The sequence below is a fragment of the Streptomyces ardesiacus genome, from assembly GCF_003112575.1.
In the GTDB taxonomy this organism is placed as follows: domain Bacteria; phylum Actinomycetota; class Actinomycetes; order Streptomycetales; family Streptomycetaceae; genus Streptomyces; species Streptomyces ardesiacus.
In genome coordinates, this window is the sequence record NZ_BEWC01000004.1 from 205,467 (window position 1) to 223,379 (window position 17,913).

14 protein-coding genes are annotated in these 17,913 nt (G+C 73.9%); 3 read left to right on the forward strand and 11 right to left on the reverse strand.

The window, feature by feature from the left end; all coding sequences use genetic code 11:
* Positions 1 to 45 precede the first annotated feature (45 nt).
* The gene (gene metX / locus Sdi02f_RS15895; protein WP_108933566.1) at positions 46 to 1,191 is read right to left on the reverse strand and encodes a homoserine O-acetyltransferase MetX; all 1,146 of its coding nucleotides are present in this window, start codon (positions 1,189 to 1,191) and stop codon (positions 46 to 48) included.
* Positions 1,188 to 2,552, reverse strand: a complete 1,365-nt coding sequence (locus Sdi02f_RS15900; RefSeq protein ID WP_079080706.1) for a bifunctional o-acetylhomoserine/o-acetylserine sulfhydrylase — start codon at positions 2,550 to 2,552, stop codon at positions 1,188 to 1,190. The genes metX and Sdi02f_RS15900 overlap by 4 nt, the downstream gene beginning before the upstream one ends.
* A gap of 443 nt (positions 2,553 to 2,995) precedes the next feature.
* On the opposite strand from Sdi02f_RS15900, the gene Sdi02f_RS15905 reads away from it, so the two are divergent.
* A complete protein-coding gene (locus Sdi02f_RS15905) occupies positions 2,996 to 3,262 on the forward strand; it encodes a GlsB/YeaQ/YmgE family stress response membrane protein (protein WP_030400504.1) in 267 nt (88 codons plus the stop codon).
* A gap of 43 nt (positions 3,263 to 3,305) precedes the next feature.
* On the opposite strand, the gene Sdi02f_RS15910 is transcribed toward Sdi02f_RS15905, so the two are convergent.
* The 6 genes from Sdi02f_RS15910 to Sdi02f_RS15935 all read right to left on the reverse strand — a co-directional run bounded on the left by Sdi02f_RS15910 (position 3,306) and on the right by Sdi02f_RS15935 (position 11,168).
* Positions 3,306 to 4,481 (reverse strand): acyltransferase family protein, encoded by a 1,176-nt coding sequence (locus Sdi02f_RS15910; RefSeq protein WP_108933518.1) that lies wholly within the window; start codon positions 4,479 to 4,481, stop codon positions 3,306 to 3,308.
* Between the two features lie 40 nt (positions 4,482 to 4,521).
* Positions 4,522 to 5,145 carry a TetR/AcrR family transcriptional regulator gene (locus tag Sdi02f_RS15915; RefSeq protein ID WP_108933519.1) on the reverse strand — a complete coding sequence of 208 codons (624 nt, stop codon included), beginning with the start codon at positions 5,143 to 5,145 and terminating at the stop codon, positions 4,522 to 4,524.
* A gap of 41 nt (positions 5,146 to 5,186) precedes the next feature.
* Complete coding sequence (locus Sdi02f_RS15920; RefSeq protein WP_218030778.1) at positions 5,187 to 5,633, reverse strand: 2-hydroxyacyl-CoA dehydratase family protein; 447 nt, start codon at positions 5,631 to 5,633, stop codon at positions 5,187 to 5,189.
* Positions 5,634 to 5,841: 208 nt separating this feature from the next.
* A complete protein-coding gene (locus tag Sdi02f_RS15925; RefSeq protein WP_108933520.1) occupies positions 5,842 to 9,684 on the reverse strand; it encodes a terpene synthase family protein in 3,843 nt (1,280 codons plus the stop codon).
* A 190-nt stretch (positions 9,685 to 9,874) separates the two neighbouring features.
* Positions 9,875 to 10,483, reverse strand: coding sequence for a hypothetical protein (locus Sdi02f_RS15930; RefSeq protein ID WP_030400500.1), 609 nt, complete (start codon positions 10,481 to 10,483; stop codon positions 9,875 to 9,877).
* Between the two features lie 58 nt (positions 10,484 to 10,541).
* Positions 10,542 to 11,168, reverse strand: a complete 627-nt coding sequence (locus tag Sdi02f_RS15935; protein WP_030400499.1) for a TetR/AcrR family transcriptional regulator — start codon at positions 11,166 to 11,168, stop codon at positions 10,542 to 10,544.
* A gap of 140 nt (positions 11,169 to 11,308) precedes the next feature.
* Here Sdi02f_RS15935 and Sdi02f_RS15940 point away from each other — a divergent pair, with 140 nt between their 5' ends.
* Positions 11,309 to 12,070: an SDR family NAD(P)-dependent oxidoreductase gene (locus Sdi02f_RS15940; RefSeq protein ID WP_053639514.1), complete on the forward strand. Its 762-nt coding sequence runs from the start codon at positions 11,309 to 11,311 to the stop codon at positions 12,068 to 12,070.
* A 59-nt stretch (positions 12,071 to 12,129) separates the two neighbouring features.
* Here Sdi02f_RS15940 and Sdi02f_RS15945 read toward each other — a convergent pair whose 3' ends face one another.
* Positions 12,130 to 13,938, reverse strand: a complete 1,809-nt coding sequence (locus Sdi02f_RS15945) for a flavin-containing monooxygenase (protein ID WP_108933521.1) — start codon at positions 13,936 to 13,938, stop codon at positions 12,130 to 12,132.
* Positions 13,939 to 14,110: 172 nt separating this feature from the next.
* Between Sdi02f_RS15945 and Sdi02f_RS15950 the strand changes: the two genes are divergently transcribed.
* Positions 14,111 to 15,133, forward strand: a complete 1,023-nt coding sequence (locus tag Sdi02f_RS15950) for an SMP-30/gluconolactonase/LRE family protein (protein ID WP_167458182.1) — start codon at positions 14,111 to 14,113, stop codon at positions 15,131 to 15,133.
* A gap of 15 nt (positions 15,134 to 15,148) precedes the next feature.
* Here Sdi02f_RS15950 and Sdi02f_RS15955 read toward each other — a convergent pair whose 3' ends face one another.
* Together Sdi02f_RS15955 and Sdi02f_RS15960 are read right to left on the reverse strand one after the other, a co-directional pair.
* Positions 15,149 to 15,742 (reverse strand): TetR/AcrR family transcriptional regulator, encoded by a 594-nt coding sequence (locus Sdi02f_RS15955; RefSeq protein WP_108933523.1) that lies wholly within the window; start codon positions 15,740 to 15,742, stop codon positions 15,149 to 15,151.
* A 128-nt stretch (positions 15,743 to 15,870) separates the two neighbouring features.
* Complete coding sequence (locus Sdi02f_RS15960; RefSeq protein WP_108933524.1) at positions 15,871 to 17,670, reverse strand: glycoside hydrolase family 35 protein; 1,800 nt, start codon at positions 17,668 to 17,670, stop codon at positions 15,871 to 15,873.
* Positions 17,671 to 17,913 lie beyond the last annotated feature (243 nt).

Sequence of the window (17,913 nt, forward strand, 5' to 3'; positions counted from 1 at the left end):
GTCAGTCGTGTGACCGGGAGAGCCCCGGTTCGGGCCGTGCCCACCTCACGGCAGGAGTTCCGCCACGAGCGCGGCCACCTGATCCACCTCGACGAGGAAGCCGTCGTGGCCGCAGGGCGACTCGATGGTCCGCAGGACGTCGGCCGTGGGAATGCCCGCCGCCAGCTCCGCCTGCTGCGCGGGCGGGTAGAGCCGGTCGGAGTCGACGCCGGCCACCAGGGTCCTGGCGGTCACCCGCCGCAGCGCGGCCTGCACGCCTCCCCGGTCCCGGCCGATGTCGTGACTGTTCATGGCCTCGCACAGGACGACGTAGCTGCCCGCGTCGAAGCGGCGCACCAGCTTGGCGGCGTGGTGGTCGAGGTAGGAGCCCACCTGGTACCTGCCGCCCGCCCAGGGGTCTTCCCGGTCCTGTGCCGAGCGGCCGAAGCGGGCCTGGAGCTCCGGCTCGCTGCGGTAGGTGACGTGGGCGAGCCGCCGGGCCAGGCCGAGTCCCTCGTGCGGTCCCCGGCCGCCCGCGTGATAGTGGCCGCCGCGCCAGTGCGGGTCGGAGCGGATGGCGCGCAGTTGTATGTCGGCCCAGGCGATCTGCTCGGCGCTCGCGGCCGCCGTGGTGGCGAGCAGCAGGAGTGCCCCCGTCCGTTCGGGGTGGGACACGGCCCATTCCAGCGCCCTCATCCCGCCCATCGAACCGCCCACCACCAGGGCCCAGCGCGCGATGCCCAGCTCGTCCGCCAACTCGGCTTCCAGGGCCACCTGGTCACGTTGTGTCAGGAAGGGGAAGTCGCCGCCCCAGGGCCGTCCGCCGGGGCGCGGCGAGGAGGGCCCGGTGCTGCCCTGGCAGCCGCCGAGGACGTTGGGGGCGACGACGAACCACCGGTCCGTGTCGAGCGCCCGGCCGGGCCCGACGAGCCCGTCCCACCATCCGGGAGTCGGGTGGCCGGCGTCCGCGGGCCCGGCCACATGACTGTCGCCGGTGAGGGCGTGCAGGACCAGCACGGCGTTGGAGCCGTCCGGTGCCAACCGCCCCCAGGTCTCGAACGCGAGCCGTGGCCGGGGAAGTCGGCCGCCCGCTTCCAGGCGGAGCGGCGTTTCGCGTACGAACCACTGGCGCCGCCCCGGCGGGTCCCCCTCCCGCCAGGCCCCGGAGACCGGCGGGAGGGGGACCCGGGACGGCGTCCGTACGGTGTTCAGGACGCGCCCTTCGCGGCCCGGAACCCGGCCTCCAGGTCGGCCTTGAGGTCGGCGAGGTTCTCCAGGCCCACCGAGAGCCGCACCAGGCCGGGCGAGGCGCCCGCGGCCTCCAGCTGCCGCTCGTCCAACTGGCTGTGGGTGGTGGACGCCGGGTGGATGACGAGGCTGCGGACGTCCCCGATGTTCGCGAGGTGGCTGAAGAGTTCCACCGCGTCCACGAACCGCTTGCCGGCCTCGGCCCCGGCGCGCAGTTCGAAGGAAAGGACGGCACCCGCGCCCCGGGGGAGATACCGCTGCCCGGCTTCGTACCACCGGTTGGACGGCAGTCCGGGGTAGTGGACGGCGGCGACCTCGTCGCGCTGTTCCAGCCATTCGGCCAGCGCCTGGGCGTTCGCGGAGTGCCGCTCGATGCGCAGGCTCAGGGTCTCCACGCCCTGGAGGAGCAGGAAAGCGGAGTGCGGGGAGATGGCGGGGCCGAGGTCGCGCAGCAACTGGACCCGCAGCTTGACGGCGAAGGCGCCGGGACCGAGGGCGGGCCAGTACCGCAGGCCGTGGTAGCTGGGGTCGGGCTCGGTGAAGTCGGGGAAGCGCCCGGGGTGGGCGCCGAAGTCGAACGTGCCGCCGTCGACGACGACGCCCCCGATGGTGGTGCCGTGCCCGCCGAGGAACTTGGTGGCCGAGTGGACGACGACGTCGGCGCCGTGTTCCAGGGGCCGCAGCAGGTAGGGCGTGGGCACCGTGTTGTCCACGACGAGCGGGACGCCGGCCTCGTGCGCGACGTCGGCCACGGCCCGCACGTCGAGCACGTTTCCGCGTGGGTTGCCCAGTGTCTCGGCGAACAGTGCCTTGGTGCGGGGCCGGATCGCCGCCCGCCAGGCCTCGGCGTCGTCCGGGTCGTCGACGAAGGACACCTCGATGCCGAACCTGGGCAGGGTGTGCCGGAAGAGGTTGTAGGTGCCGCCGTACAGCGAGGCGCTCGCGACCACGTGGTCCCCGGCACCGGCCAGCGTGAGGATCGCCAGGGTCTCCGCCGCCTGCCCGGAGGCCAGGGCCACCGCCGCGACACCGCCCTCCAGCGCGGCGACGCGCTGCTCGAAGACGTCCTGGGTGGGGTTGTGGATGCGGGTGTAGATGTTGCCCGGCTCGGCGAGCGAGAAGAGGTCGGCCGCGTGCCGGGTGTCCCGGAACACGAACGACGAGGTCTGGTAGATCGGCGTGGCGCGGGAGCCGGTGGCCGGGTCCGGCACGGCGCCTGCGTGGATCTGCTTGGTCTCGAAGGACCAGGCCGAGGTGTCGGGCGCGGACGGCTCCTCGTCGGGCGTGTGACCGGCGGTGACGGAGTCGATCGGCTGCTGGCTCATGGTGCTGCTCCCTTGCGCGGAGGACGGGTGCGGGAAGGCGCACCGCGCGCGGCGACGGACCTCGGACGAGGCCGGTGGTCGGTGCGGCGCGGTGCGGTGCGACGGGAGGGGACGGCGCAGTTGGTGCGCGAGAGGGACGTCGGTGCTGAGGACCGGCGTCAGCCCTGGGCGGTACAGCCCGTGGTGGTGACGCGCACGTAGTCGACGTGGCGGCGGGTCACGAGCACGGTCATGAGCCCAGGTAACCACATCCGCGAAGCGCCGCACCGCCCCTTGGGCGTCGATCCGGCGGTCCGCCACACGTCCGCAACACAGCCGTCATGAACGGGGCCGGACGGCCCTCCCGCCGACCCCGATCCTCTACACGCTTGTAGAAGATAGGCTGTCCGGGCTACGGCTCACGAACAGAAACACGAACAGGAATACGGAAAGGGGCGCCGGAGATGAGCGTCATCGGCTGGCTGGTTCTGGGACTTCTGGCTGGGGGGATCGCCAAGCTGATCCTGCCCGGACGGGATCCGGGCGGCTGCATCGGAACGACGGTGATCGGCATCGCGGGCGCGTTCCTGGGCGGCTGGCTGTCGGCCCGGTTCCTCGACCGCCCCGTGCAGAAGGAGTTCTTCGACGCGGCGACCTGGGGTTCCGCCATCGTCGGCGCGCTCGTCCTGCTGATCGGCTACCGCCTGCTGTTCGGCAACTCCCGCGACTGACGGGCACTCCCCCGGCCCCCTCCTCCGCACCCTTCGCTCCCTCCTACAGCACCCGGCGCAGGCCCGGCAGTCGGCGCAGTCCTGCCGCGAGGAGGAAGGCGGACGGCAGTGCGAGGACGACGGCGGCGCACCACGAGCCGGCCGCGGACAGACCGCGGCCGGCCAGGGCGTACTGCACGGCGACGACCAGCGGCACATGGATGATGTAGACGCCGTAGGAACTCGCCGCCAGTTCCCTCGACCACCGGGCACCGCCGCGCACGAACTCCCGGAAGAGCGTGAGCAGTCCGACGCACAGGGACACGCACAGCGCACTCTCGCAGACCGCCCACACCGCGGACGGGAGGTCCGCCCCGCCCGGCCCGAACCACCGCGAGTCGGCCCCGGCCAGGAACAGCAGCGCCACGCCCGCTGCTCCCACGGCCAGCCACACCAGCCCCACCCGGGCGTCGAAGCGCTCCAGCCAGTCCTGACGGCCGGCGACGACGCCCAGCGCGAAGAAGGCGGCGTACTGCGGCACCCTCGCGGGCTCGACCTGCAGGAAGTCCAGGACGGGCACCCAGGCGTCGAGGGGGTACCGCAGGCGGACGAGGAACGTCGCACCGGCCAGCAGGACGGTCAGCGCCACCAGGGCGCGGTGCCCGGGCGGCGCGACAGCACGCCCGGGGCCGCGCCGGCCCCGCAGCGGGCGGCCGAGCCGGCGGAGGACCACGTACACCACGGTGCAGGCGAGCAGGTTCTGCACGAACCACAGGTGTCCGAACTGGAGGTCCGGCCAGGACGGCCCGCTCCAGCCCGCCGGTTCCTCCCCCAGACCGAGGTACACGTCGGTGAAGTAGCGCGGGAACGGCATCGGCGGGTAGCCGCGGTAGTGGGTGAAGTAGGCGTACATCAGTCCCGGCACGATCGTCAGGGCGCCGACGACGACGGGGATGCCGAGCCGCACGAACCGGCCGCGCAGGAAGCGCCGGGTGCCGTGGCGCTCGCACGACCCGGGTATGAGGACGGCGGAGACGAAGAAGAACAGGCTCATGAAGAAGGAGCCGTCGACGGCGGAGAGCGTGGCGAGGGCCCCGGCACGCGGCTGGCCCTCGACGTACCACCAGTCGGCGGGGCCGTAGGGCTGGGCGGCGTGGTGGACCACGACCAGGACGGTCAGGGCGATGCGCAGGTTGTCCAGCCATGCGAGGCGACGGAGTCGCGGTGTCGAGGTGTACATGTGTTGAGTTTCCTCAACACATGTACACCCGGCACTGGGGCTATCCCCCGGACCGGTCCTCCGGGCAGCCGTAGAAGCCCTGGACCAGCAGGCGCTGATTGGCCGCGCTGCGGCGTGCGAGGACCTCCGGAGCGAACATCGGTTCCTCCAGGTTCGGTTGCATCACCCGCTCCAGCAGCAGCGGACCGAGGATGAGGCAGAGCATCTGGAACGGCGCCCAGGTGCTGTCGGCCCCCTCGCCTCCCCGGGCACCGCCGTACACGGAGGACAGCCGCTCCAGCTCGGTCCGCGCTCCCCGCAGCAGCTTGCCGAACAGCGCGGCGCCGGCCTCGCCGTCCTCCAGGAGGACCTGCCGCAGGTAGCCCCGCAGCACGGGGTCCGCCCCGAACAGACGGGCGGAGACCGCCCCGAGCGACTCCATGAGGTCCGCGTCCGGATCCACGTCGGCCAGTTCCCCGCCGATGCGCTCCAGCACGTCCTGGTCGACCGCCGCGCGCAGCCCGTCCTTCGACCCGAAGTGGCGGGTCACCAGAGCAGGGGACACGCCCGCCGCCGCGGCCACCGCCCGCGTCGAGGTCGCCTCGAACCCCCGCTCGGCGAACAGTTCCAGAGCCGCCTTCCGCAGCCGCGCCCGCCCCGTCAGATCACCCTTCTCCACACGCATCCCCGCAGCGTAGCCAAGCGCGCGGGGACACGCGCCGCCGGTCAGCCGCCGGCGAGGACCTGCCGGTCGAGCCAGTCGCCGACGGTGCGGGTCAGGGCGTCGCCGTCGGCACTGCGGGCGTCCACGTTGTCGGCGTGCAGTTCGAGCACCGGAATGCCGGCGGCCTCGAGCGCGCGCGTGGTGAAGTAGCTGCCCCGGGCGTGAGCCTGGCCCGTTCGCGGGCAGACGGACACTCCCGCGGAGACGCGCTCGGCGACCTCGTCGTGGAAGGCGCGGGCGGCGTCGCGCGCCCAGGTGGTACCGCGGTGCCACTGGGGGATCATCACGCTGGGGACGCTGTCGTTGACCGGCAGCGGGCACGGACGGGCACGGGCGATGAGGTCGCGGGTACGGCGATTCCACTCCTGCTGCTCGTCGACGAGGTGCATCACCTCGGCGAAGCCGGTCTCGGAGATGACGCGTCCGGTGGTCTGCGCCAGGAACCTGATGAGCCCTTCGAGTCACCGGTCATGAGGACCGGGCGGTCGCTGCCGACGGCGCCTTCCCAGTCACGCGGCATCCACCACGGTCACGGCCCGGCGGACGGAGCTCGCCGCGGCCCCGGGCAGGCATCCGCCGGCCGCGGCCGACCCGGACGGCGAGGCAATGCTGGGCGTCTTTCCCGGGGCGGCGGGCGGCAGCGGTCGGAAGGCCGCTTCATCGCCCGGCCGTCCCGCAGGTGACCGCTTGGGGGAAGGTGAAGAGGTGGTCCGGGTCGCAGGCGGCCTTGACGCGTTGCATCCTCGGGTAGTTCTCGCCGTGGTAGGCCGTCTGCCAGTCGGTGAGTTCCGGGTCCATGCCGTTGGTGTAGCCGCCGGTTCCGAGGTGGGTCTGCAGGGTGGTGTGGGTGTCGCGCAGCCACTCGATTCTGGCGTCGACGTGCGCGGGGTCGGTGAACTGGTGCCAGTAGGAGTGGTATTGCACGACGCCGACGGCGGCCCGGTGGGGGAAGGCGGTCGCCCCCGGCGGCCGGTCGCCGACCGCGCCGCCGAGGGCGTCGATGAGCAGGCCGCCGGCCCCGCCCACCGCGGTGAAGCGGTGCAGCCGTTCGAGGGCCGCCGCCATGTCGGACGCCGCCGCGGGACTGAGCGGCTCCCGCACGATGTGCGACTTGGCCGCGAAGGCGACCCGGGGCCCCAGGGTGCCTCCTCCCCAGCGGTCGGCCTCACTGGCGGCCCGGGTGTAGTCGCAGGGGACGAGGACCCGCTCGGCCTCCGGCAGGCCCACCGCGGCGGCCAGCCGGTCCAGCACCGGTTCGAGTGCGCCGGGCGGGCCGATGAACGTCCCGGTCACCGTGGGCCGCGAGGGCAGACCGGAGTCGCTGAGCTGTTCGAAGGCGCAGGTCACCGTGCGGGGCGTCGACGGGTCGGCGTTCCAGACCGACCAGCCCCGCAGCACGGCCGCGGTGGCGGCGGAGGGCCAGCCGGCCAGGAACCTCGTGCAGCTCAGGTCGCGGATGTCCTCGGTGGCGAACTCCAGCGCGGTGACGGCGCCGAAGTTGCCTCCGCCGCCCCCGCACAGGGCCCAGAACAGGTCGCCGTCCGGGTACGGCGAGTCCGCCCGCACCCGGCGGACGCGGCCGTCGGCGGTGACGATCTCCACCTCGCGCAGGTGGTCGCAGGCCAGACCCCAGGCGCGGGTGAACGCGGACAGACCTCCGCCGAGGGTGACTCCGGCCAGACCGATGGTGGGGCACCGGCCCAGCGGCAGGCCGGCACCGGCCGCGGCCAGCGCCAGGTGGGCCTGCTGGCCCTTGACGCCGGCACCGAACCTGGCGTACCCGCCGCCCACGGCCGTGGAGTTGAGGGAGCTGACGTCGACCACGAGCCCGGGGCCGGTGGAGTATCCGGCGTAGCTGTGCCCGCCGGAGCGCAGCGCCAGCGGGACGCGGCTCGTGCGGGCGAAGTCGACGCACTCGACCACGTCGTGGACGTCCGCCGGGTAGGCGATCGCCTGGGGGCGGATGCCGTCGAACCGCTGGTTGACCAGCAGGCGGGCCTGTTCGTAGGCGGCCTGCTCCGGCCGCAGCAGCACCCCGCGCAGGCCCGCCTCCAGCGCCGGCCACTTCGCCGCGGAGCCCGCGGAGCCCGCGGAGCCCTTGACCGGCGCCGGTGACGGCGTGCGGGGCGCCGTGGCGGCCGGCACGCGGACGCTGCGCAGGGCGGACAAGGTGTGGATGTCGGCGAGCACCGGATAGTCGAACGGCAACGGCCGCGGGCCGACCTGGTCGGGCGGCGCGGTGAAGCCGCCGTCGGAGTCCTGCCGCTCCAGCAGGTACGTCAGCGCCCGGCCCACGGCGAGCGGCTCGCCGTGACGTGCCAGTACGGGGACGGCCTGGGCGGTGGACAGGACGTCGCCGGGGTCGCCGGGAACCTGGCCCCAGCCGCCGTCGGGACGCTGCGTCGCGACGAGGCGCCGCACCGCGCGGGCGGTGGCGGCCGCGATCCGCGCGGCCAGGCCGGCGTCGGCAGCGGGGATCGCGTGGAGCGCGTCGACGGCGCGCAGGACGGCGCTGGACTCGCTGACCGTCCAGCTGCGTTCGAAGGTCCCGTCCGGGCGCTGGGCTTCGAGGACGCGTTCGATCGCGCCGGACAGGAGGCGCTCGTGCCGCGCGGCCCGGGGGGCCAGCGCGAGGACGGCGCCGGCGGTCATGTCGAGGTCCGGTGTGTCACCGCGCACCCACGTGGGGAAGCCACCGTCCGGGCCGGCGATCCCGGTCAGGTACCCGGCCGCCCTGTCCAGCACCTCCCGGTACCGGTCGGGTCCGGCGGCGTGCAGGAACTCCATGCACCGGGTGGTGGTGTCCACATCGGTCTGCCGCATGCCGGTGGCGAAGGGCCAGCCCCCGTCGGGGGCCTGCCAGGAGGCCACGAGGTCGGCCATCCGCGGCACCTGGCGCGCCAGACTGTCCTCGGCGGTGAACGCCAGGCCGGCCACGGCGGTCAGCCACAGGTCCTGGCTGTCCAGGAACGGCACGCCGTCGTCGGTGTTGACGGCCAGGCACAGCCGCAGCAGGCCGTCGTCGAGGACCGGGTCGCCGGGCCGGAAGGTGCGCACCGCGTGCAGGCCGAGCAGGTGGGTGGTGGCACTGGCCTCCCACAGCACCCGGTTGCGTCCGCGTGCCAGCAGCGACACCAGACGGTTGCGTTCCGCGTCGGTGACCTCGTGCGGGCGGTGGCGGGCGTGCGCGTGGACGATGCGGGCCGACAGCAGGTGGACGTCGGTGAAGGTGGTGAGGCCGGCCGGTGCGACCGGGGCGGGCGCGTCGCCGCTCTCCAGTGCCGAGCCGCACAGCAGGTGCAGCACCGTGCGCAGCATGACGGACTTCAGCCGCCCGCGCCCGGCGGTGCCGCTGCTCATCGCCAAGGGCAGGGCGGCGGCCCGCTCCGGCGCCCGGCCGGCGGTGCCGGCAGGGTCGAGGCAGGCGTCGATCAGCAGGGCGTCCACGTCGTTCGCGCCGGGGCGGCGCCGCCGCAGGAAGCGAGCGAGACGGTCCTGCTCGTCCGGTTCGGCGCCCTGTGCCCGCAGCAGGGCCAGCAGCAGCGTGGACTCCAGCACGCGGCTGCCGCACCGGTCGTCCACATGACCGGCCGCGTCCACGGCGACGGCCAGGTGCTGAGCGAGAGCGGACACGCCCCGTTCGTGGTCGGCGGCAAGGAATCCGCCTCCCGCGGGGTTGCGGTGGGTCTCCCGCTGCCAGGCGAGCGAGCCGTCCCGCACCCGGCGGATCGGCGCGGCCCGGTCGCCCCGTGCGGCCCGGTCGAACTCGTCCATGCGCTCGGCGAGCATGGCGCGGGCGTGGGCCGCGGCCCGGGCCGGGCTGCACCGGTGGTGGCGCGCGAGTACGCCGACGAGGTTCTCGCCGCCCTCGTCCGCCTCCCGCCGCGCGGACCGCAGGTCGTTGGCCCAGGCGACGATGTCGGCGGCCGCGTCCCGCAGCCCGTCGAGTTCCACCGCCGCGGGCCGGGCCCGCTCCACCACGGCCAGCATCGGCAGCACGGTGATGGTACGGCGGCGCAGTGCCACGTAGTCGTCCAGTCCGAGCCGTTCACCGCTCGAGCGCAGCCGTAGTTCGGTGACGGTGGCCTCGGCGAAGTCCCGGTACAGCGTGCAGAAGCGCTGCCTCCAGCCCGGCCGGGCCGCGATCCGGGTCCGCGCCCACAGGTCGGCGAGGGCGCGCACCACCGGCGCCGCCGACGGCGCGCAGCGGGTCCCGTCGTCGCCCCCGAGCACGGCGAGGAGCTCGTCCAGTACGGCCCCGGCCTGCTCCGGCGACTGGCCGTGCCGGTCGAAACCGTCGTCGACCGACGCGATGAACGCACCCCACTGCGCGAGCAGCGCCAGCTCCGCCGGACCGGCGCCGGGCGCCAGCCACCCGGCCATCCGTCCGTGCCCCGTCCGGGCCAGCCGCCGTGCCTCCTCCCCGTCGGCGACGAGGTGGTGCGCGACGGCCCAGGCACGCGCTCGGCGTTCGGCGTGCACCCAGTCGGGGGCGCACACGGTGCCCCTCTCCCCCGTTCCACGGAGCGGCGCCCCTTCTCGCATGTCACCCTCCGTCCCGTCGCGGCGCGGCCCGTGCCGCTCGACCCAGCACACCCCGTCCTCGTCCGCCGGGGTCCGGCCGCGGCGGCAAACCACCCGTCCGTGCGAATCAGTTGGCCCCACCGCGCCGGAGCGGGCAGGCGGACGGTCAGTCGACGAAGAAGTTCCAGAACGCGCCGACTTCCGTCTCCGAGACCGCCAGGATGCCGAAGTCCGTGATGAGGCCGTCGCGTTGCGCGTCCACCCCCGCGAAGCAGGAGAGGGAGAAGCCGTCGCGGTACCAGTGGGGGTCCGTGCCGCCGCTGAGGTCCTCGGCGTTGGTGGCGTACTCCGCCTCGGGACCGAAACGGGCCAGGAGGGTGCGGGCCGCCGACCACAGCCGGCTCCGTCGCACCGGGTCCGCGGCGCCGGGCGGTTCGGCGCCGCCGTGGGGTGTGGCGGTCCAGTGCAGCGCGGTCAGTTCCACCGCGGCCTCATGGGTCAGCAGTTCGAGATGATGGTCGAGGTGGTGCGGCTCCAGCCGGTCGAAGGGGTAGTACGGGCTGTGTCCGGTGCGCTCGGGCCACCTGCTGTGGGCGTCGGGCAGCCAGCCGCGCGGATCGCGCGTGCGGAACTGGAGCACGGCCGCGGCGTCCACGAGCCAGTCCTCGTGCCGCCGGGGCCCCACGGCGGCCAACTGGCAGCCCAAGACGATGAGCGCCTGCCGCCATTCCTGCCGCCCGGGGGCGGGGTGCGTCCCGGGACGGTACGGAAGCATGCGGGCACCCTACAGCGGGCGCGCGCCCCGGTTCGGCAGCACGTGCCGGCCGGCGGGCTCAGGTCAGGCCGGTCGCCGCGAGGGCCAGAGCGGTGCGCAAGGTGGTGGCGAGGTCGGCGTGGGCGGGCGCGGCTTCCGAGCCCGGTGCGGCCGACCGGTGGGCGTGGTGCTCCACGGCCGCGCGCAGGGCGGCGTTGAGCATGGCGGCCCAGACGGCCGGTCGTACGTCGTCGTCGGGCAGTCCGGCGCGCTCGGCGAGGGCGCGTGCGAAGGCGGGTTCCGCTTCGTCGCGGGTCTGCAGCCAGACGGCGCGCAGGCCCGGTTCCGTGCGGGTCAGCCGGAGCAGGGCTCCGACGTCCGGTCCGGCCAGGTCCTGGTCGTCGGCCCACACACCGTCGAAGGCCTCTTGGAGGGGCCGGCCGGGGCGCCACTCGCGCAGCGCGGCGGCGATCGTGTCGATGCCGGACGAGAACAGCGGCCGTACGCAGCTCTCCTTGGTGGGGAAGTAGCGCCACACCGTCCTCGCCGAGACGCCGACCGCCTGACCGATCTGCTCCCCCGTGGTCGCGGCGACGCCCTGCGCGACGAACAGGCCGACCGCGGCCCGGGCGATCTCCAGCCGGATGGCGGCCTTGCGTTCGTCGGTCAGCGGCGGACGCCCCGTCCGTCCACGGGCTGCGGTCATCTGGCCCTCCGGCGCCGGTGATCGATGTCCTGCGTATTCTGCCCCAGGAGTTAATGTCACTCCGCGACATAAAGTCGTAGGGTGTCGGCACGGCACGGCGGCACTCCGCCGCGCCGGCCCTTTCGTGAACGGAGCAGTCGATGACCATGGGTGTGGACGGGCGAAGCGTGATCGTCACCGGGGCGGGATCGGGCATAGGCCGCGCGGCGGCCCTCGCCTTCGCCGCTCAGGGCGACCGCGTCCTGGTGGCGGACCTCGACGCCGAAGGCGCCGCGGCGACCGTCGAGGAGATCGAGCGGTCGGGCGGCACCGCGGTGGCCGTCACGGGCGACCTGAGCGAGCAGGCCGTCGTGGACCGGGTGACCGCCACGGCCGTGGAGCGGTTCGGCGGGGTGGACGTCCTGGTGAACAACGCGGGAATCATGGACAGCATGTCGGCTGCGGCCGATGTCGCCGACGCCGAATGGGACCGGGTCATCCGCGTCAACCTGACGGCGCCGTTCCTCCTCACCCGCGCCGTGCTGCCGCACATGCTGGCCGCCGGCCGCGGCGCCATCGTGAACACCGCCTCCGAGGCCGCCCTGCGCGGCAGCGCGGCGGGCGCCGCGTACACGGCCTCCAAGCACGGGGTGGTGGGCCTGACGAAGTCGCTGGCGGTGATGTACCGCAAGAACGGCGTCCGTGCCAACGCCGTCTGCCCGGGCGGCACCGCGACGGCCATCGCGGTGGAGGCCGACCCGGCGGCGCACGGGCCGGCCGCGCTCGGTCCCCACTTCGTCAATCTCGGCCGTGTGTCGCAGCCGGACGAGCAGGCGGCGGCGATCCTGTTCCTCGCCTCGGAGGCCGCGGGCAACATCAACGGTGCGATCCTGCCGGTCGACGACGGCTGGTCCGCCGTCTGACACGGTCCCACCGCCCACGCCTCCCACGCCGCCGCAGGACGTGCGGCCCGGGCGCGGACCTACCCCCGCGCAGGGTGCCTGGGGCTCAGGATCTCGTCCATGGACTCCTTGCGCCACCGCGCGAGGAGCTCGTGGAAGGCGACGGCGCCGTGCGGGTAGGCGGTGGGGCCGTTCGGCCTGCCGCGCCCCTCGGCGTTGTAGTAGCCCGGGGTGCATTCCGCGTGGAACCACTCGTGGTCGGGCGCGTGCTCGGCCAGGGCGGCGATCCAGGCGTCCTCGGCTTCTCGGGACGGTTCGACGAGGGCGTCCTTCGCCTCGGCGGCCGCGACGAGTGCCGCGCCGTGGACCGCGTGCTCGTCCAGTACGTGCGTGTAGTTGACGCTGCTGGCGCTCTGCGTCCCGCCGAGCTGGATCAGGTTCGGGAAGCCGTTGCTGGTGAATCCGTGCAGCGTGCGCGGACCGTGTGCGGACCACGCGTCGCGCAGCAGGACGCCGCCGTGGCCCCGCACGGGCAGCCGGCCGGAGTGGACGCCGGAGACGCCGACCGAGAACCCGGTGGCGAAGACGAGGCAGTCGAGGGGGTATTCGGTGCCGCCGACCACGACACCGCGCTCGGTCATCCGCTCGATGCCGTGGGTGTCGGCGGTGTCCACGAGGGTGACGTTGTCCCGGTTGAACGCCTGGAGGTACAGGTCGGAGAAGGTCGGGCGCTTGCACGCGTACCGGTACCAGGGCTTGAGCCGGTCCGCCGTCTCCGGGTCGGTGACCACGTCGTCGACCCGGGCGCGGATCTCGTTCATCTTGACGGCGTCCGCGACCTCGTACGCCGCTTCGAAGGCGGCCCGGTCGCCGGTCCGGCGGAAGCTCGGCAGCAGCTTCTCCAGGAGACCGGCCGAGGCGGTCCACCGGTCGGCGACGAGGTCCTCCCCGGTGGCTTCGCCCGAGACGATGCGCAGGAAGTTCTCGCGCCGCTCACGCGCCCAGCCGGGCCGGTCGGCGCCCACGTCCCGGGCCGTGGTGCGGCGGTTGTCGCGCACGTCCACGGAGGACGGGGTCCGCTGGAAGACGTAGAGGTGCCCGGCGTCCTCGGCCAGTTTCGGGACGACCTGCACCCCGGTGGCGCCGGTGCCCACCACGCCCACGCGCTTGTCCGCGAGGCCGGTCAGGCCGCCGTCCGGGGTGCCGCCGGTGTAGGCGTAGTCCCAGCGCGAGGTGTGGAAGGTGTGGCCCCGGAAGGCCTCGATGCCGGGGATGCCGGGCAGCTTCAGCTCCGACAGGGTCCCGGTGGCCGTGATGACGTAGGTCGCCCGGAACTCGTCGTGCCGGTCGGTCCCGACGATCCACGCCCCGTCCGTGTCGTCCCAGGTCAGCGAGGTGACCGCGGTGGAGAACAGGGCGTCGGCGCAGAGGTCGAACTTCTCGCCGATGCGCACCGCGTGCCGGCGGATCTCCTCGCCGGGGGCGTACTTCCACTCCGGGACGTAGCCGGTCTCGTCGAGCATCGGCAGGTACACGTGCGCCTCGATGTCGCAGTGGATGCCGGGGTAGCGGTTCCAGTACCACGTGCCCCCGAAGTCACCTCCCTTCTCGATGACGCGCACGCGCGCGATCCCCTGCTGACGCAGTCGCGCGCCCGCGAGGATGCCGCCGAAGCCGCCCCCGACGATCGCGACGTCGACGCGGTCCCGCACCGGCTCGCGGCCGGCCGCCTCCGTCGCGTACGGGTCGGCGGCGTAGTAGCCGAACTCGGCGTCCGCGCCGAGGTACTGGCGGGCGCCGTCGGGACGTACGCGGCGCTCCCGCTCGCGCCGGTACCGCTCCCTGAGTTCGGCGAGAACCTCGGGAGTCAGCTCCTGTGCCTGTGCCATGTGGGGGGACCTTGTTCCTTCCGCTTCGCCGCCAGGAAGCCGCTCCCCCGCGAACCGGGTTGTGCCGAACGGGACTTGAGCAGCCATGCAGTACGGTAACAAGAACCGGACAACGCTGTCCGGTTGGCCTCAGGCTGCTTCCGCATACTTTCGGACAGGAAGAGTGATGCACATGCGACGCGTCCCGATCCGGCCCCTCGCCGGGCTCGTCACGCTCGGGGTACTGGCCCTTGCGGGGTGCGGTACGCAGACGGCCGGCGCACCGCGGGACCCGGGGACCGCCGAGGGCGACCGGACGATCCGCGCACAGCAGGTCATGCGCGTGACGGAGGTGCACGAGCAGACCGGGATGACCCTGCTGGAGGGCCCGGTCTTCGACGGGGACGGCAGGCTGCTCGTCGTCGACGTCACCGCCCCGGCCGGCGAGCCGAAGGTCCTGCGCGTGAATGTCCGGAAGAAGACGTCGGAGCCCGTCCACACGGATGCGCGCGGCGCCTACACCTCGGCCCAGTTCAGCCCGTACGACGGCCGGATCTACCTGACCGACTTCGCGCACGGGGACATCGTGAGCCTGGCTCCCGACGGCGGCGACCCGCGGACCTTCTTCTCCGGCGAGGTCGACGGGGCACGGATGAACCCGGACGACCTCGCCTTCGACCGGGAGGGCCATCTGTACGTCAGTGACTCGCGCGGCATGTCCGAGGGCGAGGCGAAGGGACGCGTGGTGCGGATCGAGCGCTCGGGCAAGGACGCCACCGTCCTGGCGGACGGCCTCGCCGCGCCGAACGGCATCTCCTTCGACGCGGACTACCGGGGGCTGTGGTTCAGCGAGTTGACGCAGAACCGCGTCTCCTACCTGCTGCTGGACGGCAAGGGCGCCGTGGCTTCGCGGCACACCGCCGTCCGGGTCGACGCCGGGATCGCCCAGACCGACTCCGTCGCGGTGGACGCGGACGGCAACCTGTACCAGGGCCTGCACGGCCGTCCCGCGATGGCGGTCTACGACAAGTACGGCGAGCGCCTGGCGACCGTGGAGGTCCCGGCCCGCGACGCCGCGGGACTCGAGTCGGCGACCAACGTGGCGATCACTCCGGGCGGCACCAGGGCCTACATGACGGTGAGCGGCCCCGACGGGGGCTACCTGTACGCCTTCGAGGCACTGGGCAGGGGCACCCGGCAGTCCAACGGCGGCTGACCCGCGGGCACTTGCTCACCCCGCGAAGGGAAGCACGGGTCCCACCTCGACGCCCAGAAGCCGCCACGCCGCCCGCCCCCGGCGCTCCCGCTCCTCGCGGGTGGGGCCGGTGACGGCGCCGGAGACCATGGCGACGGCGATCATGAGGTCGTCGTCCCCCGCGGCCAGCCGGTGACCGTCCGGCAGGTGTGCGCGCAGGGCACGCCCGACCCGCTCCGACAGGGCCCGCGCGTACGGGGGAACGACGGAGCGGCTGCCCGCCCCGTCGGCGTGCAGGATGCCGATGAAGGCCGCCGACTCCGTCAGGTGCCAGGTCAGGACCCCCAGCACGCGCGCCAGGTCCGTGCCCGGCACGGCCGCGGCCTGCTCGACCTGCCGGACGTTCTCCTCCAGCACCGCGTCGGCCACGGCCTCCCGGTCGGGAAAGTGCCGGTACAGAACGCCCTGGCCGACCCCGGCCCGACGGGCGATCGCCGACAGCGGGGCGTCCAGGCCCTGCTCCGAGTAGATCTCCCTCGCGGCGGCGACCAGGGCCGCTCGGTTGCGAGCGGCGGCCTTCGGCCCCTCGTTCGCGGGCCGCTGCTCCCCGGACATGCGGTGCTGCGTCACCCCCGAGAGCCTACCCGGGCGGCTGCGCGGTCGGCAGGGGAGCCTCTCCGCCGGGATGCCCGCGTCTCCCCCCTCCCCGTCGGGCAGTCGAGATCCCCACCGCTTGCCGCAGCGGCCTCGGCCGCTCCTCAGTCGAAGGTCTCGACGTACTCCTGCGGCGGTCCGAGGTCGGGACGGTCGCGCAGGGCCACGCGGTCGCCGAAGCGTTCGAGTTCCAGCACGGTCAGCGTGTTGTCTCCGGGGCGCAGGAGCGGGCCGGGCAAGTAGAGCGTGGTCTGCGGGCCGATCTCCCAGTAGCGGCCCAGCAGCGTGCCGTTGACCCAGAGGAAGCCCTTGCCGAATCCGGGCAGGGCGACCCAGGCGTCGGCGGGCTCGGCCACGGGCAGGACCGCGGTGGCGAAGCCCGCCCGGCCGTCCGCCGGGGCCGCCGCCGCGGCACGGGCGGCGTCCCGCGGTGTCCACCGGTCGAGCGGCAGCGCGCGCATCGTCCATCCGTGCACCAGCCGGCGTTCCACCCGTACGCCGCCGAGGATGCCCTTGCCCTGGCCCAGCAGCGGTCCGTAGTTGATCCGCCCCTGGTTCTCCACCAGCAGCGCCAGCCGGACGCGGGCTCCGGTGCCGGGGACGTCGAAGGAGGCGTTCTCGCGGTCCAGTACGGCGACGGGTTCGCCGTCGAGGAAGACCTGCGCACGGTCGTGCAGGCCGGAGACGGTCAGCTCGTGGGTGCCCGGCGGCAGCAGCGGTTCGGCCTCGTAGAGCACCAGGCCGGAGGCCAGGGAGAGTTCCTCGAAGCTCAGCGGCAGCGGCGCGGACACCGGCTCGGCCGCCGCGCGCAGCGCGTCCAGCAGGGCCGCGCGCCGGGTCACCGGCAGTTCGCGGGGTGCCAGCACCGGCGGGTCGGCGGGCAGGGGGCGCGGGGGCCCCGAGGCGTCGAGCGCGGTCAGCTTCTCCCGCAGGGCGAAGAACTTGGGCGTCAGCGCCCCGTTCTCCGCGATGGGGGCGTCCGAGTCGTAGCTGGTGACGGTCGGCCGGATGCGGTCGCCGTCGTGGTTGGCGCCGGCCCACAGGCCGAAGTTGGTGCCGCCGTGCGCCATGTAGAGGCTCACCGAGCCGCCCTCGTCGAGGATGTCACCGACGGTCTCCGCCGCGCCGTCCGCCGGCCGGACGTGGTGCTTCTCGCCCCAGTGGTCGAACCAGCCGTTCCAGAACTCCGCGCAGAAGAAGGGTTCCCCGGGGCGGCGGGAGCGCAGCAGTTCCGCGGCCCGGGCGGGGCGTGAGCCGAGGGTCGCCGCCGCCAGTTCGCCGGGCAGGGCGCCGCCGTCCTGCATGAGCGCGGTCGGTCCGTCGGCGGTGTAGAGCAGTTCGGTGACGCCCCGGGCGACGAGGGCGTCGCGCACGTGGCGGACGTAGGCGTGGTCGTCGCCGTAGCTGCCGTACTCGTTCTCGATCTGCACGGCGACGACCGGTCCGCCCCGGCCCGCCTGGAGGTCCGCGATCCGCGGGATCAGTTCGTCGAACCAGCGGTCCACCGCGGCCAGGAAGGGGCCGTGGGAGGTGCGCAGCCGCATGCCGGGCGTCCCGGTCAGCCAGGCGGGCAGGCCGCCGTTGTCCCATTCGGCGCAGATGTAGGGGCCCGGCCGCACCACGACGTCCAGCCCCTCCTCCTGGGCGAGCCGGACGAACCCGGTCAGGTCGCGCGGGCCGTCGAAGCGGATGTCGCCCTCGGTGCGCTCGTGGAAGTTCCACGGGACGTAGGTGTCGACCGTGTTCAGGCCGAGGGCGGCCAGCCGCCGGAGCCGGTCGGCCCAGTGCCCGGGGTGGACCCGGAAGTAGTGCAGCGAGCCCGCCAGAAGGCGGTGCGGGCGCCCGTTCCGCAGCAGGGTGCCGTCGGCGTGGGTCAGGACGGCCGCCGGAGAGGGGGTGGTCATGCGACGGCCCCGGCGGCCGGCCCCGCGTGCCCGCGACCGGGAGTGGACTCCCGGAATGTTATCGATGCCTTCATGTCCCTCCTAGATCAGTAGCCAGAACTATGGCAGGAAATGTTATCGATGCCAACGGCGGCTCGACAGGGAGACGACCACCGGGAGCGACGGCGGACCGCGGACGCCGCGGTCCGTGCGAGCACCGCGCGCCGCGCACGGCGACGTACGGCTTCGGGGTCGTCCCTGACC